We start from the raw sequence: 22,840 nt of genomic DNA on the forward strand, positions 1-22,840 counted from the left end.
AGTAAAATTTTCGACGAGAATGATTACTTGAAATAATCCCTTTTTAGAAAAGTGAATGGCGGTTTACTTACTTTGCCGTATTGACTTGGTGTAAGAGAAGCAACGTGGACATCTGGATAAGCATCCAACTCTTCGATGTGATCTTTTAACATTGGAACCAAAATCAAGGTATCAATGTCAAACTCTCGCAATAATCGTCTGGCCTCCGCTAGAGTAGCGGGGCGCCAATCATAGTTGGGGTACATTTTAGCGATATTTTCGATCATATCCGCAGTCGCATAATCAGTTGCGACCGATCCCCAGTCTGGATCTTTGTTTGATTGATAACGATGAACAACAAGCAATGCTTTCTTCATAAGAAGTTCCTCCTATCGGTTCTTTGGCTGAATCAATCTATTTTCTTCATTGTACCGAGTCAGGCTTTTACTCACAATTATTAAATGAATCGTTTTCTTCTTAAAAGTAGAGAATTCTGCTGGATTTTTCCTTCAAAGTGGCGTAGATTACGAAAGGAACTTTTTTTAACGATAGAAAGCGAGTGTTTCAATTGAAAAATTTAGACCTAGAAAAAACAGCCTTGGTTGTCATTGATTTACAAAAAGGGATTATGGGAACGGGCGAGCTGCAGCCTTACTCAGCGTCAGAGGTATTGGAAAAAAATAATCAATTAGCCGAAGCGCTTAAAAATACTGCTGGCTGGATTACTCTAGTTAACGTGGATCCAACGACCATGCAATTTTTGAACAAGGAAGGGAGCGGCAAAGCTTATGGGAGTATTCCCGCTGGATTTACTGAATATGTGATGCCAATCGCAGAAGACAAGGATGCAAAAAATATCCTTAAGATTACAAAGCATAATCCAGGGGCATTCTTTGGGACAGCTCTAGATGTACAATTGCGCCGACGCGGTATCGACACGATCATCCTAACAGGAGTAGCCACAGCGAACGGGGTTTATGCGACTGCATTAGAAGCTTATCAGCACGGTTACAAAGTTCTCGTAGTTGAAGATGCTTGTTCCGATCGCGATAGCGAGTTACATCAGCTCTTTTTTGATAAATTATTTGTCAAATTAGGTCAAGTAGCTACAACAGAAGCAATCTTGGATAGAATTGAAGGTAAGTGAGTAGATAAATGACTCACTTTTTTTGTGTTCATTTGTATGAAAGCCCTTTATAATTTGAGTTAGAAGAGTACAAATGAGAAGGGGTGGAATGAGATGAAACAACAAATAGTAAAGATTTTGCCTTTTTTTGAAGCACGGATATGGGGCGGCAAGCGAATGTTGGAAACCTTTGATTACCAGACTGATGTTTATCCAGTCGGTGAAGTATACAATGTCGTTGCTTTACCAGGGGCAGCGGATTGTCTTGTCGCAGGTACGGATCGGACGCTCTCTCAGCTTTACGAAGCGTGTCCAGACTGGTTTGCTTGTGACACGAAGGAGCTGCCGATTCGAGTAAATTTATTGGACCCTTTGGCCGATCTATCGGTCCAGCTTCATCCAGATGATACGTATGCGCTGAAGCATGATAATTCCAGAGGAAAACCAGAAGCGTGGGTAATCTTAGACACCCCCGCTGATGGAAAAATCGAGTTTGGGCATCATGCAAAAACCAAGAAAGAGTTTGAGGAATGGGCAAAGGCTGGTGATTGGGGAAAATTATTGAAATATTTACCGGCTAAAAAAGATCATTTCATTGATATTCCCGCAGGAACACTGCATGCGATCAATCGTGATGTGCTGACCTATAATATCTCTCGCAATGCGGATCTTACTTACCGCTTATATGACTATGGGAGAGTTGATCCCAATACAGGGAAAGAAAGGGCATTGCATATCGAGAAAGTATTGGAAAATGTGTTGATTCCTGATTTGTCGGAAGGATTTGTTTGGGTGGCACCCTATCAGAAGGATGGCTGTGAGATCACTGATTATTGGGATGAACCCGGATTGTATAGTTTAAGCCGTATCAAGGTTGAACAGCAAGGAATTTATCATCAGGAGCGCTTCGCTTTTCTCACGATAGTAGAAGGCGAAGGCAGGGTAAATGAAGTTGCGGTGTCGAAGGGGGAAACAATCTTGGTGCCAGACGGAATAGAGCGGTTAGGGCTTTCAGGAACCTTCGATATGTTTTTAGCGAGCTATAAAAATAAGGAGGTATAGGATGAAAACCAAAGAAGTAGCCTACACAGCCGCGCTGGAGCTGGCAGACACACTGAAGAGGATCGATCAAGAACAAATTGATCACCTGATTTATGGAATCAAACAGGCACGACGAATTTTTGTTTCCGGAGCCGGTCGTTCATTGTTGATGTTGAAGGGATTAGCGATGCGTTTAATGCATCTGGGTTATGAAGTATACGTCGTTGGCGAAGTGACGACCCCGGCTTTTTTGGCGGAGGATTTATTGATATTGGCTAGTGCTTCAGGAGAGACAGCGTCATTAATTAATACCGCAAAGAAAGCGAAGAAAATCGGTGGAACAATCATCAGTCTGACTGTCTTTTCAGAGTCTAACTTGGCGAAATTATCCGCTAGCGTCATTCGAATTCCAGCATATACAGATAAGCTTCCTGAGAGCGAAGAAAACAAAAAAGGCATTTTACCAGGCGGCAGTATGTTTGAAGAAGCAGTCCTGCTGCTGGCTGATTCGTTGATCCTTGAGCTGGCGCTTGAGCAAAAGGTACCTATGGATCGAGCATTTGAAAAACATGCGAACTTAGAATAGGAGGCAACTAGATGAAACTACAACTGGCCATTGATGAACTGAATCTCGCTGAAGCGCTAGATATTTTAAAGGCACTTCATCCTTATATCAATATCGTAGAAGTAGGGACACCTTTTTTGATCGATGCGGGACGTGAAGCGGTTCGGCAAATCAAGAAATCCTATCCTGAACTTGAGGTATTGTGTGATGCAAAAATTATGGATGCGGGTGCATACGAAGCACAGCTGGCCTATGATGCTGGCGCCGAGTATGTGACAGTTTTGGGAATTACTGATGCGCTGACGATCAAAGGGTGTGTAGAGCAGGCAAAGAAGCAGCAACGACAAGTCATGGTGGATTTAATCTGTGTACAGAATTATGCCGAACGAATTCCAGCTATTGAAGCTCTAGGTGTTGATATTATAGCAGTTCATACAGGTGCAGATCAGCAGCACGTTGGGCGAACGCCTTTAGAGGATTTGAAAGAATTAAAGCACTATGCGAAAAAAGTGAAGCTAGCTGTTGCTGGTGGGATCAATAGCGAAACTATCGCTGACTATGTTGCTTTAGAGCCGGATATCGTCATTGTAGGAAGCGGGATTTTGAAGGCAGTTGATCCGGTGGAAGCTGCGAAGAGGATTAAAGCGGCGTTAAATTAGCAAAAAGGAGTTGGGAGTATGTCCCAGCTCCTTTTATAGTTGCTTGATGTAGGACAAAAAATGATGGTAATCGCTTTGCTGCAGAAGGGCTTGTTGAATATCCTCACGTTCCATCAATTCCAATAATAGACTGTAGATTTCCTCTGTGTCTTCGTAATCTTCTTTGGTAATAGCAAATAGAAAGACAAACTTGACTAAATCACCGTTGCCCCAATCCACACCATTAGGAAGGATGGCTACGGATACGGCAGATTGATTTGCCAATAGCGACATAGGGTGAGGAATCGCCAACCACTCATTGATATTGGTTTGATTGATTGCTTCTCGTTTCATAATGCTGTCAAGAAAGTTTTCAGGGACAAAATCCTTTTGGAACAGTTGCAAGGTCATTCGTTCAAGCAACTGTTCTTTATTTTCCACGTCTTCATGGAGATAAAAATCCTCATGAAATAAGGAATAAATTTCGTCATTTGCTTCGGTGAAACGCGATAGGAAGTGCTCGATTTTTACAATTTCTTTGTCTAATTTTGCCATATTGATATAAACATGTGGAATACTTAATTGTTCTAACGGCACCGTTGTAATCACAAAATCAATAGTGGTGAGATCCTGCTGCTGCAGTTCTACATAAGAAAGCCGGTCAACCACTTCGATAGTTTCCTGATAGTATTTATTGATCTTCGCTTCGATGATACGACTCATGGCACGACCGGTTCCACAGACCAAGATCACGCGATATTTTCGATGATCACTGATAGAATTTCTTTCCATTGCTCCCGCGATATGCAAAGCGATGTATCCGACCTCATCTTGAGAGAAATACAATCCATGCTTTTTTCCAACTATTTCTAAATGTGTTAGACACAGATCATATGCCTGGGGAAAGGATTTTTTTATGGTCGTCAGCAATGGATTGCTGCGACGAGCGTTCATTAAGTTCATATTAATGAAGCCTTCTATATGCGAGGTCAGGTCCTCAATCAATGTTTTATCTTCAATCCAGTCAAAATTTGAGGTTCGCTTAATCGCACGTAATAGCTCGTCAACGATTGATTGAGCCGTCTTGATAGAAGAGTTATTCGTTGCTGCTGTCTCGACTAAACGTGGAGCATTTAAAGCCAAATAGTAAGTAAAATAGTCTTTTTCACCATTGGTCAATTGTATATCAAATGCCTGATCGATCTCAGCTAAAAAATGCGTCAATACATTTTGAGCCTGTTGTTTTAAGACTGGCACTCGTAAAGGAAATTCACTCATTTCATGACCAGCTAGAAAGCGGCTGATTGCTAAAGCAAAATGGGAGAGAATATTCTTATGATAATAATCTGAATCGAGTAATTCCAAAGGTGCGAGATGTTTAAGCTCCAATTTTTGTAAAAGCCCAAGATCAATGTTATCAAAGAGGGACAATTCCATCTCAGTAAAGCCAACCAAATACTCCTGCAAATCTTTTTCGATTAATAGATCACTAATGGCCTGTCGTTTTGCGAACTCATTACCTAAAACTTCAAAGCCAATGTTTGGACGGTTGATGATTTTTAATTGATAAGACATTAAATGATCACGAGCTGTTTTTAGATAAGAATAAAACGTATTTTTACTAACAAATAGTTGATCCAAAAAATCATCTAACGATAAAGGGTTTTCATTCTTAAATAGAAGGAAAAGCAAGTAGGCTTGTCGTTCTTCGCTCGTTGTTAGGTGAGTAACTGAAGAGGACATGCTTTCTGACCACCATTCATCGAATTGCTCTTTAGAATGAATCGACAGCAAATACCCTTGTCCCCGAACCAAGGTAATTGAGGCTCCTACATTGCTTAATAAATCGTTTAGATTGGCAATGTCTGTCCGTATTGTCCGTTCGGAAATAGCAAAGCTATTGGCCAACTCCTTCATTGGTATTGGCGTCGTCTGTTTAGCTAATAGTTCTAATAGGTCATCTAATCGTTGATAAGCAAGCTTAGACACTTGGTTCACCTCCGGTACTTGTCCTCATCATACAATATTGAAGAAAAGAATGAAATTGTTCAGCAGTCCTGCTTTTTTCCAAAACCAATGGCAATCTATTTGGAAAACGCTTTACTAATGATTGCCAAATTAATTGGAAATTGGAAGTGTTTACACAAAAGGTTAAACCTCGTAAATTAAAGATGTAAAGCGATACCAGTGTTGCTACTGCTTCAACAGTTTCGAAATGATAAGGGAAACGAAGATCGATTGGACTTTCCTATAAGTTTATTTCATTATGAATGAGCAAACCGTTTCTAGAAATGTGAGAAGCCGTTTTACGAATCAACATATAAAGGCAAAAAAACTATTAGAAAGGAGCTGCCGATATGAACTTTAAAGAAACAAATATCCTTTTAGATGTAACGGTTGCTTCGAAAGAGGAGCTATTTGAAGTCATTGCGAGCTATGCCTATGAATCAGGGTATGTGACAAATGCGGATGAAACGCGCAGAGCCTTCAATGAAAGGGAAGAAGAATATTCCACCGGACTGCAGGAGGGCTTTGCTATTCCTCATGCGAAAGCCGATACTGTTTTGACACCGACTGTCTTGTTCATTCGTTTAAAGCATGAGATTGAATGGGAAACCTTCGATGATTCTGCAGTAAAAAATGTTTTTGCTTTGATGGTTCCCAAAGAAGACGAAGGTACTGTTCATTTAGAAATGCTGAGTCGCTTAGCAACGGCTTTGTTAGAAGCAGAATTTATTCAACAAGTTCAACAATCAGAAGATAAAACACAATTAGTTGAATTGATAAAAAAAGAAATGATTGGAGAGAGAATCAGATGAAAATAGTAGGAATTTCCGCATGTCCAGCAGGGTTAGCGCATACGCCAATGGCGGCAAAAGCATTAGAAAAGGCTGGAGCTAAACTGGGCTATGATGTCAAAATCGAACAACAAGGATCATTAGGCCAAGTTAATGAAATAACCGCAGCAGAAGCCAAAGAAGCCGATTTTCTGCTGTTGGCAACGGATCAAAAAGTGGTTGGTTTGGAACGCTTTGAAGGAAAGCCACAGCTTCGAGTGAATATCAATACTTGTATCAAAGCACCAGAAGCTGTTTTGAAGAAGTGTATCGCTGCTGTTCAGCAAAGACAGGCAAATTAAATGAAAGAAAAGGAGCAGGAATGATGAAGAAAGTTCTAGCAGATTTAAAAGGCCACTTAATGAGTGGGATCAGTTTTGTACTGCCGTTGATTATTGGTGCCTCTCTTGTCGTCGCGATCCCGAAAATGATCGCGCTCGGTATGGGAATAACCAGTTTAGATCCCTATGCGGAAGCGGAGGGATTCAAACATGCACTTTATCTGATTGAGCAGGTCGGTTGGACCGGTATCGGCTTGATTAATACGGTACTTGCTGGATTTATTGCTTATTCAATTGGTGACAAGGCTGCTTTAGGAGCAGGGTTTATCGGTGGAGCCGTTGCTTCAAATACAAATGCCGGATTTTTGGGTGCCGTGATCGCCGGATTCTTGGCAGGGTATTTAGTGAAATGGTCGAAAGAAAAAATCAAATTGCCGGAGTCATTTTCTGGTGTTATGCCACTAGTTATTTTACCGTTAATCGCAACATTATCGGTGGCGATCGTAATGGGCGCCTTACTTTCCGAACCGTTAGCGTGGATCAATACGAGTCTTGTTGATTGGATCCGCAACATGATTGAAAATGATGTCAATAAGATTTTGCTTGCTATGATTATGGGAGCGATGATCGGCTCTGACTTAGGCGGACCAGTGAATAAAGCCGCTTGGATGGCAGGAAATGTCCTATTGGCTGAAGGAGTCTACCTACCTGCAATTATTGTGAATGTAGCAATCTGTGCGGTGCCATTTGGTTATGCATTGGCGACTGTGTTTCATAAGAAACGTTTCAACAAGGAGTTATTGGATGCTGGACGCAACAACTTTGTAATGGGCTTTATTGGAATCACAGAAGGGGCGATTCCCTTCACATTGGTAAACCCCTTAAAACTAGTCCCAATTAACATGTTGGGTGGTGCAATCGCATCAGGCCTAGGTATCGCTTTTGGAATGTACGCTAAAATGCCGCCTGTTGGAGGGATTTATGGCTTCTTCACTGTTGGGAATGGTTGGGCTTACTTACTAGGTTTATTTATCGGAGCTGCCTTTATCGGCTTTGTGGCACCATTGTTTGTCAATTTCAACAAACAAGAAGACAAAACAGAAGAAATTGAATTGGATGACATTGATGTGAGCTTTGAGAATTAATAAGAGTGTAAAAATTAATAGGCACTGGCGATGAAAATCGTTGAGTGCCTGTTTTACTAAATGAGAGGAACGTTTGCATGAAAAAAACAGTACACGTGGTACCGCATAGTCACTGGGATCGGGAATGGTATTTTACTACTAGCCGATCGAAAATCTATTTAATGCATGATTTGAAGAAGGTCCTGGACCAGCTAGAAAAAGATAATCCATACGAGAGCTTCATTTTAGATGGGCAGGCTTCTTTGTTAGATGATTATTTGAAATGGCGTCCACAGGATCGAAAAAGGATCGAAGCGCTTGTCAAGCAAGGAAAGCTGATTATCGGTCCGTGGTATACTCAAACAGATCAGCTTGTGATTTCAGGAGAAAGTATTGTCCGAAATATGTTGTATGGGATGAAGATTTGTGAAGCATTTGGTGGTTACATGAATGTTGGCTACGTTCCTGATTCTTTTGGTCAAGCAGCTAGTATGCCTCAAATTTATCATGAATTTGGTATCAGTGATACGATGTTTTGGCGCGGAGTAAGCGATGATGAAGTGACTCATACAGAATATAAATGGCGTGGAGAGGATGGATCGGTAGTCAATGTTTATCAAATCCCTAGTGGTTATTATATTGGTGGCGCGATTCCTGAACGTGAAGCGGATTTAGCAGAATTTTTACATCAAGAACCCTTTAAGACGACTTGGGGTCGCAGTTCGACCGATCAAGTCTATTTTCCAAATGGATTTGATCAAGCACCTGTAAGAGAGAATTTGCCGAAATTGGTTGAGCAAATGAACGAATTGTATCAAGGTGAATATGAACTGCAATTTTCAACGATTGAAAACTATATCGCAGCGGTTAAAGAACGGCATCCAGAATTAGAAGAAATCGCAGGAGAATTGATTAATGGAAAACTGATGCGGATTCACAAGACGATCTTCTCCTCGCGCTCTGATTTGAAAGCGATGAACACGAAGATTCAACACTATTTGGTGAATGTAATGGAGCCTGTTCTAACGATGGCGATGCAATTGGGATTTGAGTATCCAGTTGAAACAGTCAAGGAAATCTGGAAATTAATGTTTGAAAATGCCGCACATGATTCGATTGGTTCCTGTGTTTCTGATACAACCAATGAGGATGTCTATATGCGTTACAAGCAGGCACGAGATATCTCTATGAATCTTGTAGAACTGACGTTGCGTCAAATTTCAACGGCGATCAATAATCCACAGGCGCAGGAAATTACCTTCACCCTGTTCAATACCTGCGACAAAGCACGTGATGGTGTGATCGAAGCGGAAGTTTACTTGCCGCAAAAAGATTTTGCTATTCTTGATCAAGCAGGCAATTCGTTGCCTTATACCATTTTAGAGTTGGTTGACCAAACGGAGTATGTCTTGAACCAAGGGAATGTTTTGAATACAACTAAGGAAATCTATTTACCTGAAAAAGTTTATAAAGCAAAAATCGTGATTGAAACAACAGACGTACCAAGCATGGGGTATACACAGTTAACGGTTGATCTCTCAGGAAATAGTCATGCACCACTACGAGAAAATACGAATCACACGATTGAAAATGATCATTATCAAATTACTGTGAATAAAAACGGTTCTTTAGATATTTTAGACAAAGCCAGCAATGTTTTATACAGAAATCAAGGAATAATCGAAGAGAATGGAGACGATGGCGATTCCTTCAACTATTCACCTCCAGCGAAGGATCTTATTATCTCGTCAACAGATTTTGAACCTAAAGTCACGATTCAACAATCGGATATTTATCAGACGATCCGTTTAGAATACTTACTGAAGGTTCCAAAAGATTTAACTGAACGGGCTGAGAAAAAAGTTTCTGCAGAATTACCAATCACACTTGAGCTGTCAATGAAGAAACAATCACCATTGTTAGACTTTAAACTGACTGTTGAAAATCAAAATGTAGATAGTCACCGTGTTTGTGTCTTGTTTGATACCGGCATCGCGTCAAAATTCTCGATCGCTGATCAGCAATTTGGTACCTTGGAGCGTCCGGTCATTTTTGAAAAAGAAATGGCCTTATGGGAAGCCAACAAAGAACAATGGAATGAACAACCGATTGCTATTGAAACTTGTCAGTCCTTCGTGGGATTATTCGATGACAGTCGCGGGGTTGCTGTCCTACCAAAAGGCGTGCGGGAATATGAAATTATCGGCGAACAATTCGATACAATTCGTTTAACGATTTTCCGAACCTATGGTTTTATGGGTAAAGAAAATCTAATGTATCGTCCCGGTCGTGCTTCTGGCGAAACCGTGATCGCTACCCCCGATGCGCAACTCCACAAAACACTGAGCTTTGAATTTTCGGCTGCTTATTTTGCGGAAAGCTTTGACCAAGCAAATGTCGCGCAACTGGTAAAACAAGCCGTGACGCCGATTGAAGTCTATCAATATGCGGAGTTTTTAAATTCTCGTTTGATTTTCACTTTAGGCGATGTAGAGAAGACGTTGCCGGCAATCTTTAGTCTCTTCGAAATTGAGGGGAATTTGACTTTGAGCGTCTTGAAAAAAGCTGAGAACCGTCCAGGTTATATCTTACGTCTTTATAATGGATTCTTGGAAAAAAACGGACACGCAACAATCAAATTCAATCAAACGATCAAAGTGGCTGAAAAAGTTGACTTGAAAGAAAAAACAAAGGAACCGCTATCAATAAATAATGATACAATAGAGCTTGAAAGCATCGGGCACGCAAAATTCGTGACCTTGTATGTGGAATAAATCTAAAGGATTGTGAGTGAAGCTTAGTGGAAAAATTATTTGGCGGCATCGAAGCCGGCGGCACAAAATTTGTTTGCTCTGTAGGAAATAATGATCTGGAAATTATCGAACGGGCCAGCTACCCAACAACTACACCAGAAGAAACAATGGCGTTAGTCATCGACTTCTTCAAAAAATATGAGGACCAGCTGATGAGTATTGGAGTCGGTTCATTCGGTCCCATTGATATTCATCGTGATTCGAAAACTTATGGCTATATTACCTCAACGCCAAAATTGGCGTGGCAAAACTATAACTTTGTCGGCGCGTTGAAGAAGGAATTTGATCTGCCGATTGCTTGGACGACAGATGTGAATGCGGCTTGTTACGGCGAATACGTGAAGGGGCGTGGCGATGGCGTCAACAGTGTCGTTTATTATACGATCGGTACAGGTATTGGCGGCGGGGCGCTGCAAAAAGGCACCTTTATCGAAGGCTTCAGTCATCCCGAAATGGGGCATGTATTGGTGAGTAGAAACCCTAAAGATGATTTTGAAGGCAGCTGTCCTTTCCACGGGCATTGCCTAGAAGGTATGGCGGCAGGACCAGCCATTGAAAAACGTTTAGGTCGCAAAGGGCAAGATTTGAGTGAAGAGGATCCTTACTGGGAGATCGAAGCAGATTACATTGCACAGTGCGCCTATAACACCACCTTGATGTTTTCACCAGATGTGATCATCTTCGGTGGCGGAGTGATGCAGCAGGAGCATTTAGTCAAAAAGGTTCGAGCTCGCTTCAAAGAATTAATGAACGAATATGTAAAAACACCAGAATTAGAAGACTATATCGTGACACCAAAATTAGGCAACAACGCCGGAACGATCGGTTGCCTAGCCTTGGCACGAGAAGCAAAATTGCATTCTTAAGAAGAAAGTAAGAAAAAAGCCGTCAATCTTGGCGGCTTTTTTGGTGGAATGGACAACTTATAGCAAATGCTTCTCTCTCAACAAGTGCGTATCTTTTCTGAGTTAATCAAAAAATTGCTATAATTTAAATGAAACCAGAAAGGGGGACACGGGGTGAAGAACAATACCTTTGCAAAATTCGAACGAGCGATTAGTACGATCGTGGATATTTTATTAGCTATCTTGATTCTCGTTGTAGTAATTGTCATGGCAGAAGGGATCATCAATATTATTATGCATGTGATTCCGCTAAACAATGTGTCCGAACTAACACTTTTGATTGACGAGATCGCAACGCTCTTTATTTTACTAGAGGTTATTCTAATGCTTCTTCGCTATATCAAAGAAGGGCATCATATTCCCGTTCGTTACTTGATTCTGATCAGTATCACAGCGATTTTGCGGGAGCTATTGCTGGCACATGGAAATGGAATGAACTCATTGTTGCTATCTATCTCGATTTTGATTCTTGTCGGTGTTTTATTTATTTTAGAAAAGGTCAAGGCCTTTCATAAGGGTGAAAATAGATTAGAAAAATAAACGGCTCTGTCCCCATTAGGCACAGAACCGTTTTTTTAAGCTGCCGCAGTTTTGCGTGATTTTAAGATGTATTGAATTCCTGTATAGAAAATAATGACAATAACTAAATAGGTAACCATCGAAATATCTAGGTTCATTAAGAATTGAGAAGCAATAATTACGCCGGGAATCCCACCGATCGTGATCGCTAAGGCAATCTTTCTAGAGTAGGCTTTCTCACGAATAAAATTGATACTAGCAACTGGCTGAAGGCCTGCACATGAGCACATCATGATAGGAAAAGCAGCTAATGGTGTCATGCCTAGCATATAAACCATCGCCATACAAGGAGCGTATAGCCCGACACCGACCGTCATTAAAGCACCGAAGAAAAAGTTTCCAATAATTCCCACGATTAACTTGATGCCCGTTAATCCCATCGCAGTGTTTCCTTTACCCAATAAGGCAATGACTTCAGTTTGACGCAATAGCATTAAAATAGCAGTAATCAATAGTGCCCAGCCGATCCATTTCTGAACAGCTGTTTCTGATAGTTTAGTAACATACTTTGAGCCGAACCAAGAGCCGACAATAGCTGCTAGGATCAGTGAAACTAAGGTTAAGGAATCAACTTTTATAACTGTGACGAAAATCACAGCTTCAGTTAACACAGGAATCGCGTGTCCCACATTTAATATTCCCGGTAATTTTCGATCGTCATCATTTTGCTTAGTTACGTTCAGCATCATGGTTGTTAAGGCAAAACTACCAATTCCGATCGTATCCGCAAAATCCGCAATAAATCCAATAATCCCATTAATTAACCAATTTCCTGGTCCTAAATCATCACGATGCGTCACAACATCATGTACAAGCATGATCGCTTGAAAGATCATTAGACCAATCAAAACATAAAAAATAATCTGTGCCATAAATCCTCCCGTAGGTCTTTTTCTTATAATTATAACAATAAACAAAAAAGAAAAACCATAAAAATCGAATTTTTTGTGATTCGTTGAACTATTCGAACAAATGATAAGTCGTTTTATCTCAAAAAATAAGCAGCTTATTCAGAAATTCTCGACTCGCTAAAGACAGCAAAGATTCCTTTCGATAGAGGACCCCAACATTTCTAAAAATAGGTTCGGTTAAGGGTCTCGTTTCAACCTGATAGACAATTCGCTGTAAAATCAATTTCGGTAAAATACTGATTCCAAGATTTTTTTCTACCATTGCTAAGATCGAGTAATCATCCCATGTTCGAAATTTTATCTGAGGACAAACGTGATTCGCGGCTAGTAATTCGGTAATGTCGGAAGTTCCTTCACGCTCCAAAAGGATGAAAGGTTGTTTTTCTAGATCAGTTACACGGACAGTCTCTTTTGACAAAAATGGATGCTCCTGTGGTAAGACCACCAACTGTTCGTCGTTGTGAAGAAATCGTTGTTCTAAATTATGACCCGCTGGCAATCGAGAAAAACCAAAGTCAACACGTCCATCGAGAATCCATTGTTCAATTTCTTCGTAGTCACCCAATAATAATTCAAAATCGATCTTGGGATAATCGAATTGAAATTTTTGAATCATCTCGGGCAACCAATGTGTCGCGACACTGGAAAAAGTGCCGATCCGAATCAAGCCGGTGTCTAAGTGTCCCAACTCCGCCAGTTGATTTTGTAAAATCTGATATTTTTCCGCCAGTTCTTTAGCATAAGGCAGAACATTCATTCCATCTGAAGTCAGTCGCAGTCCCGCACGATTCCGTTCTAATAGGGTAATTCCCCATTCCTGTTCGAGATCATTGATCATTCGGCTGATTCCAGATTGAGAATAGTTCAAAATTTTCGCCGCCTTGGTAAAGCTGCCTAACTCGACAGTTTTCACAAAAGCAATGTATTTCTGAATATTCATGTCCATCTTTGTTTTCCCCCCTTGTTTACTACTGTATTAAGGTAAAATCGGAAAATACGTAGTCTTCCATCTGTTTTCCTCATGTTAAAGATGATAAAAATTCGTTTTTGTTATCGATAGTTCTATGATAAATTACTGCTATTAACTATTCAACTCAAGGAAGAAGTCTTTTTTGTTGGTTAGAAATAAAATTAGGAATAGGAATGAGGAAAATGGTTTTAGTCAGTGAAGCTTATACAAGCGTGCCAGCCACCTGCAGTACTCCTTTGCAGGAAAAGGTTTATCAGGTCTTAGAAGAACTAAAAATGGATTTTCAACGAGTGGAAACAGAAGAAGTGATTACGATGGAGGACTGCCGCCAAATCAATGAACGGTTAGAGATGGATATGGTAAAAACATTGTTCTTATGTAATCGTCAAAAAACGAATTTTTACCTGTTTGTCACCTGTGGGGATAAGCCCTTTAAATCGAAGGAATTTAGTCAGGCGTTAGCTATTGCTCGAGTATCGTTTGCATCGGCTGAGCGGATGGAGAAGCTGTTGGGGACAAAAATTGGAGCAGCCACGATTTTCAGTACACTCTTGCCAGAAGCAAAGCCAGTTCAGCTTGTTCTAGATAAAGATGTCTGTGATCAGGAATACTACGGATGCAGCGATGGAACAACCACCGGATATTTAAAGTTGAAAACAGAAGATGTGCTGAAGAAGTTTTTACCACATGTGAACAGACAGCCGAAGGTTATTGAACTATAAAAACATATAAAAAGACGACCCAAACTCGAACTACGAGTTTGGGTCGTCTTTTGTCTACAGTCTGAGACGAGGGGACTCGTCTTTTTTATAGTTGTATAGGAATCAACAGCAATCCAACGGACAGCCTAAGCGTTCAGCGATCGCTAGTCCAGAAGGTGTTTGTGCCAATCCTCCGTGACCGGTGCAACGCAATTCTGATGGAAGCATCCGACCGACTTTATTAAAGCTCTCGATTGTTTCGTCCAATGGCACAACGACATCATATCCGGCTAAGGACATATTTGCTGCACCAAGAGCATTCATTCCGCACATCATGTTTTTCCCAAGACAAGGGACTTCCACCCGCACACCAATGGGATCACAGGTCATGCCGAATACATTTTGCAAGGCCATAGAAGCGGCATTCACTGCCTCTTCTATGGTACCGCCCATTAATTGAACCAGTGCGCCCGCTGTCATCCCTGATCCTGAGCCGCATTCCGCCTGACAGCCTGCGACTTCCGCGGCGAAAGTGACATATTCTGCGATAAAGACACCGATCATTCCTGCCGCAAGCAACGCCCGAACCAAGTCATCGTGAGATTTTTTCTGATACTCGCTGACAGCGATCAATGTTCCCGGCAAGGCTCCGCACGAACCAGCAGTAGGTGCCGCAACAAAGACATTCATTGAACTCTTTACTTCCATTAACGCTGAAATATTTTCGATGATTTTTGCGGGCAAATCATCACCAATCAGCTTCTGTCGATTCGCCTGAATTTTCGGTGCCTGCGACCCCAACATGCGGTCTTCATAAGAAGTACCTGCCAAACCGATTTTGATGCCGTTGATCATGATTTCAAGAATCGCTTCAGCTTTTTGGTACACTTCCTCTTCGGAAATACTGCCCCGATGACTTTCATAGCGCAAGGCCATATCTGCTAAGTCCAGCTTGTCTTTTTTCGCCAGCGCAATCATTTCTTCAGCGGTTGAAAAAAGCATTTTTGGTTCCTTTTGGGACATGATTGGCAGAACGGGATCGAAGGCAATGATTCGATTGACCGTCATTTGCTGCTTCAACCAAGTCACTTCGTCATCAGGAAGAGCTTGCTGAGTTTTGATGTGCAGTAAGGTCTCACCCGCCTGCTCTTTGATTTCCGCAAAACAGAATTTACTAATTTTTTTGGACAATTCGGCTTCTTCAAGTGTGAACTGGCTGCCAAAAAGCAGTGTTTCATAGAAGCCGCCGGTCACCTCAACCGCGAAGTGATTGATCTCTGTGATTTCGATCATGCCACCGCCAACAGAAAGAGCAACAACATCCAAGACCTCATCAAGATCTGTTTTAATCGTCATCTTGTAGGTGTTCGGATGATTATTCTCGTAGGGAACGACACGAAAAAGAATCTCCATGCCGTCTTCTTTAGCAATTTCAATCGCACGTGTCAGTCGGCCATCTGTTGGGTCCATCCCCAACAGGCCGCCCACTAAGCCGATATCGGAACATTGGGTGATATAGCTTGCTGCCAGCGAGCCTTCTGGATCAAAATCCGCTTGAAAATAAGTAATTTTTCCAGCGACCATCTGACGCAGCGCACGCCCAATTCTGACAGAAGCCGCCGTATGAGAACTGGAGGGCCCAATCATGACTGGTCCTAAAACATCATTAAAAATACTCGCATGTTCTTTCATTGGCGATCCCCCTTAGAAATCCGATTCGATATAAACATCTTCGCCGGCGATTTCATCCTCGATCACATCGTGCCATTTTTCTTTTTCAATTTCTTTGAATGAGACAGATACAACATTTGGCTTGCAGCCCAATTCTTTTACAACTAAATCCTGTAACTTGTTAGCAAACTCTTGTTTTACCTCTTTCGAACGTCCAGGATACAATCTGACTGATAAATGTGGCATGATTTTTTCCTCCTAATCTTTTTAAGCTTCTAGTTAATTCCATTCTGTACCAACGTTTGCTTTAAGAGCTCGTTCATATATTTTTTGTGCAGTGACCAAATCCTGGGCCCCGATACCAACCGTTTTAAAAACAATGATTTCTTCATCATTTTCACGCCCACCGACTGTTCCCATCAAGACTTCACCGATATCGCCAGTAAAGTCGTCTTTGGTGATTGTTCCGTCCTCTAATGGGATCAGAATATCTCCAGCTTCAGAAAGGACGGCTTCTTCTGAATCGAAATAGATCTTGCTTGCCCGTTCTAAAATTACCGGATCCATTTCCTGCATATGGGGCTGATAAGAGCCAACACAGCTGACCGTCGCGCCAGCCTTAACTTTGCTGCCGTCAAAAACAGGAGAGGAAGCAGGAGTGACCGTAACGATCAAATCAGCCTCATGAATGGCTTCATCAGAAGTCTCAGCAGGTAAGATTTCTGTTCCATAGTCACTAAGCTCCACATTCATTTGATCGACGAAGGCTTTTGTCCGCTCAGGATTCTGATCAAAAACATGGACCGTTTCTAAATCACGAGCGCAAATCATGGCTTCCAGCTGAGTCGCCGCTTGTCCGCCTGTTCCGATCAATGCCCCTTTTTTTGCATCCTTTCGACCCAAAACATCAAAGGCGACACCAGAAGCGGCACCAGTCCGAAGTTGAGTAACAGTGACACCATCTAGTAGAGCATTCACGTAGCCAGTCTTGCCATCTACTAATAGCACTTGAGCAGGGGCGGATGACAAGCCCTTATCAATATTGTCTGGGAAAATATTGATAATTTTCAGCGCCGCCGCATCCAAATCAGGTGCATAAGAAGGCATGAATAAAAACGTCCCATTCTGTTTTTCTGAAACGATCTGCGTACGTAAAGGTACATCTGTTTTGTCTTCACTAAATAATTGGAAGGCAATTTTATCTGCTTCGATAGCGTCCTTCATGGTAAAAACTTGTTTGATATTTTCTCGAGATAAAAGTAACATAAAATCCCCCTTTAGAAATTTTCTTTCACACCTAGAAGTATAAGCGATTACATTAACGGTTTCAAAGTAATTCCAGAACTTTCTCTTTTGTTCTGATTAGAAATCTATTAAGCTGATTGATAGGAGAAAAAGAAAGGAACGCAAACATGAATGAAAAAACACTGCATTTGATGGGAACCGTGATCAAGCTTTGGGTCCAACATCCTGAAGCGGAAAGCTTGTTAGTAAATGCTGAGACTCGGCTGCGTGACTTTGAACAGCGCTTTAGCGCGAATGCAGAGGACTCTGAACTCATGAATATCAATCATCACGCAGGTCTTAAGCCAGTCAAAGTGGATGATGAACTGTATGAATTGATCAAAATAGGAAAAGAACAGAGTTTGGTCACAGACAGTGCACTGAATATCGCTATTGGCCCTTTGATTCAAGAGTGGCGAGTAGGCTTCCAAGACGCGAAGTATCCGTCGGCGGAAAAAATTCAGAATCTGCTTCCGTTGATTGATCCCTCTGCGATTGAATTAGAGGACGTCAAAAAGACTGTTTACCTGAAGCATCCAGGGATGGCGATAGACTTGGGGGCGTTAGCAAAAGGCTATTTTGCCGATAAAATCATTGCTGATTTTAAAGCCGCACAAGCAAAGGCCGGCTTCATTGATCTTGGCGGGAATGTGCTGACCTATGGTCCCGCGCCGCAACGAGAAGAAGGACGTTGGCGAATTGGGATTCAAAATCCCTTCCTGCCACGAGGAAATTATGTAGCGGTGGTCAAAGTGAAGGATGAGTCTGTCGTAACATCGGGCATATATGAACGAAAGTTTGTCTGGGAGGGGAAAACCTATCATCACATTTTTGACAGTCAAACAGGATATCCGATAGAAACGGATCTTGCCAGTTTAACGATCGTTTCAAAAAAATCTTTAGATGGTGAAATCTGGACAACGCGTTTATTTGGAAAAAAAGCGTATGAAGTAATAGCGGAACTAAATAAGCTCGAAGCAATCGAGGGCATCGTCATTACCACAGATCAGCAAATGGCAATCAGTGATGGGTTAAAAGGAAGAATCGAGCTATGACAGCAAAGGCACAGACAATCGTTTCTGTGTCTTTTTTTAATTGGAAAAATGTGATTTTATTCAATTTTTTTATTGGATATAAAAGATTTTGCAACATTGCTCTTAATTACGAATTGTTATTGAAAAAGCGTTTTCCTTTCTATATACTTTGATTGAGATAGCCCTTACATGGGGCACAGGAGGTGAAAGAAATGCCAAAACGACTATGACTATGAGGCAAAATTCAACTTAGAGTCTCTAAGCGAGTTTATTTAGCATTCTTTTCCTCAAAAGATATATGTGATTAATCACACAAGTAGATACCTTCAAAATGCATACCAAAACAGTATGTTTATTTGCGTGGGAAATTTTTGGCGGATGGAATGCGAAGGCTCATTAAGCAAGTGATCCAAACAAAAATTAGAACGAAAGAAGGATTTTGAAAAATGAAAAAACGAGTAAGTGGATTATTGATCGCTTTGGCGATGGTTGCATTGGTAGTAGCAGGATGTTCAAATAACGACAAAAAGGAAGAAAAGAAAGATCGTGCAGAAGCAGATATCGAATGGCAAATGATTTCTCCTGAAGACATGAAAAAAGTACTTGAAACTGATGATTCAACCGATTATCAGATTATTGATATTCAACCAGAAGACGACTATAAAAAAGGACACCTGCCGAACTCAATCAGTGTACCTGCGTATCCAGTAGATACGGAAGAGTTGGAAAAATTAGTCGTTGATAACGCTGATCAATTCAAAGATGGCGATCACCCGATTTATGTAGTCTGCCCTGGTGGCGGAGGCGGTGCAAAACGTACGATCTCACTATTGATCGATGAAGGAATTGATGAATCCCGTCTATTCATCGTTGAGAACGGTGCGAAGAAATGGCCGTATAAGGATGATAATAAGCTTTGGGTGACGGATTAGAAGACTCTTGATTGAGAAATTCTTTTTATTACTGTGTGTGTTTGAAATCACTAAAGTAGAAAGCAAAGAGAAGACCTTAGGTCAGTTTTAGCTGCCTTAAGGTCTTCTTTATTGTTGTACATTTAGTTCCCATGCCACACCGAATTTATCCTGAATTTTTGCTTAATAGTAATTCCAAAAGATTTTGTGTGTTGTTGCGAGACTAGCCGCTAAAACATTCTATCTTACCTTATAAATGAACGATCAAAAAAGCAAATAAAAAAGGATTATAAAGTTCAGTTAATAGAATAAAGATAGAAATAATAGGTGTTATTGTTTTTACGAAGAGTCTCTTATTGGAAGTTAGTCGTTATCTTTATAATTTTGTTTAAATTAATAAACTATGGTTTAAAGCTATTTATGAACTATATAGTATTTACTAACTAACGAAAAAGTGTTATTTTCAATACTAAGGATATTTATTGAAAATGTGTACCGTTTCGTTATGATCGGAACGAGAATAAGGGAAGGGTGGGAAACCATTGCTAGTAGAAATGAAAGCTGTACCAACGATGGAAAATCCAAGTACGCTAATAAGTGCTCGATTATCAGAGTTCTGTACCGTGAATGAATTACAGGATAATTATGGTATTGATTTCTTCTGCTCGTGCTTTTCAGACAAAGCAGCTGAGGGGCGAGAGTTTTTTGTTCAATATAAAGACACAAAGAAGGTTTCCGAAGATGAAGAGTCTATATCTCTGGAGCTTAAGACGGCATCCGTGCGGCGGTGGTTTAAAAAGAGAAGCATTACTTTTTTAGTTTACGCTGATTCTGAGAAGGGATTGATTTATTGGGTAGATCCTTTTGTACAGCTGTTTGAAAGAATTAAGGAGTTATCAAAAAAACAAGACACCATTGTCCTTCTTGTTCCTAAAAGAAACCAGTTACAAGGAGGAAAAGAAATTCCTGCAGCTATGTTGAAACGTATGAATCGATTCGATCATTTTCTGTTTACAGGAGTGATAGAGAGGACAAGTATGGATATGGAGAATTTTTCTAAAGAGGACTATTTTTCAGATGAGCTCATTGTGGAGGAGGATGAAAACACTCTAGATATCAGCTATAGAAATGTTCATCTGAATGCCTCTTACCCTGAACGGTCGGATGAAAAAGTAGAAGAAGGATGTGTCCTTCGTTTCGCTCGTCACCAAGAAAAAAATGAGGATGAACTCTTTTTTACCCATAAGGAGATATTGGAGCTATTCTATTTTGGCAAAGAAACAGAGGCAAGATTAGGGATGCGTAAGTTCATTAAATTGTATTTGGATGAAATAGATCAATATTTTGCAGATTTTGGAAATAGTATCGCTTATTTGTATCCGGATGAGGTAGACGAGCTCTGCGTCGTGATTGATATATTCATCAACAAATACGTGGAAAAGATTACTGGTTTTTTGAAAAAACTAGAGTCATTTGCCTTTGAGCCTTATCGCGGCAGCTATAGAAAGTTTAAGCTAATGCAGCTTGAGGTAGATTTGTGGGAGGATATTCGAGCACATGTGAAAAAGTACCAAACGAGCAATGGGGCCTATAGTGAGGGCTACATTTTTACACCGTTCGAGGATGACAATCGAATCGGAGTAGAGGATGAACGTGGCCGAGAATTGTTTAATGTTTATGGGAGTTATCGACAGGCGCCTTCTGATTCTGAAAGATTGGTTGTGGATGTAATTTGGGAGTATATCGATTATCAGGAAGAGATGGATAAGCCTGAGCAACCCTACAATGTAGCAGATACGTATGCTTTTTTTGTAAATGATCTGCTTCCCAAATTTCTTACAAACGAATTTACAGTTAGAAAAAAAAGACTTTTCGGAACAAAGCTGATTAAGGTATACAAAACATTGACGAAGGAAGAAATCGAAAAGAAAATTTTTATCCCAAAATATAAACTCACTCAATATCCGAATAGCAATGCTGAATTAGCCAGCACCTTTCACTATTTAGCAGAGTACATGAAGGAAAAAGATTTCTATCATATTCCTCATGAAACATTTGATCATTTACTCCAGAGCTTTGACCAGTTAATTCAAGCAGAATTATCTATCGGCGGTAACGCTTCAAAAGCATGGTACGAAAAGAAGAAAGAAGCTTTGACCGAAGATTTGCTCCAGATTAAGCAAAGTCAGAAAAATGACACGCTTACTGAAGGCTACTTTTTGGCGGATATGTTCGACACCCTTAAAGCAATTGTTCGGCAATACAAAGGTTCCTTTGACGGAAAAAGAATTCGTGAAAGTGATCTTCTAAGAGATTTAACCGAGATGATCGCAGATTATAATGAAGATCGGTTGATCCGATTGTTGGTTAATTAGAATGATAAGTTTGATTTTTTAAGAAAAACAGGTGTACAAATCAGTCGAATAATAGAACTTACCACGTAAAATAGTAAACTATTCAAGGCCAACTTCTTACGTTTATTAGGATTATTTCCATTTTCTCAGTAACAGAGAAGCTAATCCAAAGATACAGGTGGTAATAAAAAGGATAAACAAAATAATTTTAATCATCATTGAGAATTCCATAGATTTCGCCTCCATTAATTAAAACTATAGCACAAGTAATGTTGTTCTGAGCAATAAAATAAGTGATAAAAAATAGAAAGTAGAAATTATCATTACTTTTACTAGTAGGAAAGCTACAGAAGTTGAAGAAATTAGTAACAACTTTTGGAGTAATAGAAATAAGTCATTCAATACCTTTCATTTTTTTTCAGAATCACCTGCGATTTTTTTAATCGCAGGTGATTCTGTTAGGCAGTCCTGTCTAAATTAGTTGTCTCTTACGGCATCATAAACATATTCAATTTTGAAAGAGCAAGAGTTACTTAGGGCGATTCTGGATCACGGGTGTGAATGTCAGGATCGTCTTTGTTTCTTGTTATTCTTTTATGCATCCAAGCAAAAATGTTTTTCACTGTACTTTTTTGATGAGAAGCTGCTTCAGTAGAATTTTCAGTAGTAATGGATCGGTTTTTGATCGCAAGTGATGGTTCTGGTGATAAGAGAGAGTTCTTTTTCGCTTCTGTTAATTCCTCGATTCTTCCCTCAATCGATTTTTTTGATTCATCAACTAAATACTCGTAGGCTTCAGGGGTGTTAAAAGCGAATCGTTCATTTTTTTCTACGGTTTTTTCTTGTTCTACCTGCTTTATTCCAAAATCTGGGTCTTTTTCTAAATCAAAAATTTCTGTCTCATAGGTGGTTACGATCTTGGCTGTAACGACAGAATCAAATAGTTTTACGCCATTTTCTTCAAAAATATCCAACGTGGTTAAGAGTTCGCAAGCTTCTTTGATGACGGGGATTGGCAGATCATTCTTTAAATTGCTATATTTCCAGTCGTGTGTTTTTCCTAGACCGTTAGTAAAGGTCGCGACTAAATCTTGTTGCATATCATTCTTTTCCTTT

General features: G+C 40.4%; 22 protein-coding genes. 14 read left to right on the forward strand and 8 right to left on the reverse strand.

The features are described from left to right. Window positions 1-23 precede the first annotated feature (23 nt). Window positions 24-356, reverse strand: a complete 333-nt coding sequence (locus tag J9537_RS02575; RefSeq protein WP_218256630.1) for a hypothetical protein — start codon at window positions 354-356, stop codon at window positions 24-26. Window positions 357-607: 251 nt separating this feature from the next. On the opposite strand from J9537_RS02575, the gene J9537_RS02580 reads away from it, so the two are divergent. From J9537_RS02580 to hxlA, 4 genes are all read left to right on the forward strand, one after another. Next, window positions 608-1,126: an isochorismatase family protein gene (locus J9537_RS02580; RefSeq protein ID WP_245001306.1), complete on the forward strand. Its 519-nt coding sequence runs from the start codon at window positions 608-610 to the stop codon at window positions 1,124-1,126. A gap of 93 nt (window positions 1,127-1,219) precedes the next feature. Further along, window positions 1,220-2,167, forward strand: a complete 948-nt coding sequence (locus tag J9537_RS02585) for a class I mannose-6-phosphate isomerase (RefSeq protein WP_218256632.1) — start codon at window positions 1,220-1,222, stop codon at window positions 2,165-2,167. A 1-nt stretch (window position 2,168) separates the two neighbouring features. Beyond that, a complete protein-coding gene (gene hxlB / locus J9537_RS02590; RefSeq protein WP_218256633.1) occupies window positions 2,169-2,732 on the forward strand; it encodes a 6-phospho-3-hexuloisomerase in 564 nt (187 codons plus the stop codon). An 11-nt stretch (window positions 2,733-2,743) separates the two neighbouring features. Beyond that, window positions 2,744-3,370, forward strand: a complete 627-nt coding sequence (gene hxlA, locus J9537_RS02595) for a 3-hexulose-6-phosphate synthase (RefSeq protein ID WP_218256634.1) — start codon at window positions 2,744-2,746, stop codon at window positions 3,368-3,370. Window positions 3,371-3,403: 33 nt separating this feature from the next. Here the strand turns inward: hxlA and J9537_RS02600 are convergent, their stop codons facing one another. Then, window positions 3,404-5,338 (reverse strand): BglG family transcription antiterminator, encoded by a 1,935-nt coding sequence (locus tag J9537_RS02600; RefSeq protein ID WP_218256635.1) that lies wholly within the window; start codon window positions 5,336-5,338, stop codon window positions 3,404-3,406. Between the two features lie 368 nt (window positions 5,339-5,706). Here J9537_RS02600 and J9537_RS02605 point away from each other — a divergent pair, with 368 nt between their 5' ends. The 6 genes from J9537_RS02605 (at window position 5,707) to J9537_RS02630 (ending at window position 11,849) form a co-directional block, all read left to right on the forward strand. Then, window positions 5,707-6,168, forward strand: coding sequence for a PTS sugar transporter subunit IIA (locus tag J9537_RS02605; RefSeq protein WP_218256636.1), 462 nt, complete (start codon window positions 5,707-5,709; stop codon window positions 6,166-6,168). After that, window positions 6,165-6,488, forward strand: coding sequence for a PTS fructose transporter subunit IIB (locus J9537_RS02610; RefSeq protein WP_010746876.1), 324 nt, complete (start codon window positions 6,165-6,167; stop codon window positions 6,486-6,488). The genes J9537_RS02605 and J9537_RS02610 overlap by 4 nt, the downstream gene beginning before the upstream one ends. Before the next feature lie 23 nt (window positions 6,489-6,511). Continuing rightward, a complete protein-coding gene (locus J9537_RS02615; RefSeq protein ID WP_028020474.1) occupies window positions 6,512-7,612 on the forward strand; it encodes a PTS fructose transporter subunit IIC in 1,101 nt (366 codons plus the stop codon). A gap of 77 nt (window positions 7,613-7,689) precedes the next feature. Next, a complete protein-coding gene (mngB, locus tag J9537_RS02620; RefSeq protein WP_218256637.1) occupies window positions 7,690-10,365 on the forward strand; it encodes a mannosylglycerate hydrolase in 2,676 nt (891 codons plus the stop codon). Window positions 10,366-10,391: 26 nt separating this feature from the next. Then, complete coding sequence (gene scrK, locus J9537_RS02625; RefSeq protein WP_218256638.1) at window positions 10,392-11,270, forward strand: fructokinase ScrK; 879 nt, start codon at window positions 10,392-10,394, stop codon at window positions 11,268-11,270. Between the two features lie 153 nt (window positions 11,271-11,423). Continuing rightward, complete coding sequence (locus J9537_RS02630; protein WP_010746872.1) at window positions 11,424-11,849, forward strand: phosphate-starvation-inducible PsiE family protein; 426 nt, start codon at window positions 11,424-11,426, stop codon at window positions 11,847-11,849. A gap of 35 nt (window positions 11,850-11,884) precedes the next feature. Here the strand turns inward: J9537_RS02630 and J9537_RS02635 are convergent, their stop codons facing one another. Further along, window positions 11,885-12,760 carry a sulfite exporter TauE/SafE family protein gene (locus J9537_RS02635; protein ID WP_218256639.1) on the reverse strand — a complete coding sequence of 292 codons (876 nt, stop codon included), beginning with the start codon at window positions 12,758-12,760 and terminating at the stop codon, window positions 11,885-11,887. Window positions 12,761-12,878: 118 nt separating this feature from the next. Further along, window positions 12,879-13,745, reverse strand: a complete 867-nt coding sequence (locus J9537_RS02640) for a LysR family transcriptional regulator (protein ID WP_218256640.1) — start codon at window positions 13,743-13,745, stop codon at window positions 12,879-12,881. Between the two features lie 206 nt (window positions 13,746-13,951). Between J9537_RS02640 and J9537_RS02645 the strand changes: the two genes are divergently transcribed. After that, window positions 13,952-14,491 carry a prolyl-tRNA synthetase associated domain-containing protein gene (locus J9537_RS02645; protein ID WP_218256641.1) on the forward strand — a complete coding sequence of 180 codons (540 nt, stop codon included), beginning with the start codon at window positions 13,952-13,954 and terminating at the stop codon, window positions 14,489-14,491. 102 nt (window positions 14,492-14,593) lie between these two features. On the opposite strand, the gene J9537_RS02650 is transcribed toward J9537_RS02645, so the two are convergent. The 3 genes from J9537_RS02650 to J9537_RS02660 are packed head-to-tail and all read right to left on the reverse strand — an operon-like array spanning window position 14,594 to window position 17,407. After that, the gene (locus J9537_RS02650; RefSeq protein ID WP_218256642.1) at window positions 14,594-16,162 is read right to left on the reverse strand and encodes an L-serine ammonia-lyase, iron-sulfur-dependent, subunit alpha; all 1,569 of its coding nucleotides are present in this window, start codon (window positions 16,160-16,162) and stop codon (window positions 14,594-14,596) included. A gap of 12 nt (window positions 16,163-16,174) precedes the next feature. Next, window positions 16,175-16,387, reverse strand: coding sequence for a tautomerase family protein (locus tag J9537_RS02655; RefSeq protein WP_218256643.1), 213 nt, complete (start codon window positions 16,385-16,387; stop codon window positions 16,175-16,177). A gap of 33 nt (window positions 16,388-16,420) precedes the next feature. Further along, window positions 16,421-17,407 carry an ornithine cyclodeaminase family protein gene (locus J9537_RS02660; RefSeq protein ID WP_218256644.1) on the reverse strand — a complete coding sequence of 329 codons (987 nt, stop codon included), beginning with the start codon at window positions 17,405-17,407 and terminating at the stop codon, window positions 16,421-16,423. A gap of 146 nt (window positions 17,408-17,553) precedes the next feature. On the opposite strand from J9537_RS02660, the gene J9537_RS02665 reads away from it, so the two are divergent. The 3 genes from J9537_RS02665 to J9537_RS02675 all read left to right on the forward strand — a co-directional run bounded on the left by J9537_RS02665 (window position 17,554) and on the right by J9537_RS02675 (window position 21,745). Beyond that, window positions 17,554-18,480: an FAD:protein FMN transferase gene (locus J9537_RS02665; protein WP_218256645.1), complete on the forward strand. Its 927-nt coding sequence runs from the start codon at window positions 17,554-17,556 to the stop codon at window positions 18,478-18,480. Between the two features lie 425 nt (window positions 18,481-18,905). Further along, window positions 18,906-19,391, forward strand: coding sequence for a rhodanese-like domain-containing protein (locus tag J9537_RS02670; RefSeq protein ID WP_218256646.1), 486 nt, complete (start codon window positions 18,906-18,908; stop codon window positions 19,389-19,391). A 521-nt stretch (window positions 19,392-19,912) separates the two neighbouring features. After that, window positions 19,913-21,745 carry a DUF4365 domain-containing protein gene (locus J9537_RS02675; RefSeq protein WP_218256647.1) on the forward strand — a complete coding sequence of 611 codons (1,833 nt, stop codon included), beginning with the start codon at window positions 19,913-19,915 and terminating at the stop codon, window positions 21,743-21,745. 512 nt (window positions 21,746-22,257) lie between these two features. Here the strand turns inward: J9537_RS02675 and J9537_RS02680 are convergent. After that, entirely contained in the window at window positions 22,258-22,824 is a 567-nt protein-coding gene (locus tag J9537_RS02680) for a DUF2922 family protein (RefSeq protein ID WP_218256648.1), read from the reverse strand. Window positions 22,825-22,840 lie beyond the last annotated feature (16 nt).

The sequence above is a fragment of the Enterococcus raffinosus genome (genome assembly GCF_019175485.1).
Taxonomy (GTDB): Bacteria; Bacillota; Bacilli; order Lactobacillales; family Enterococcaceae; genus Enterococcus_A; species Enterococcus_A raffinosus.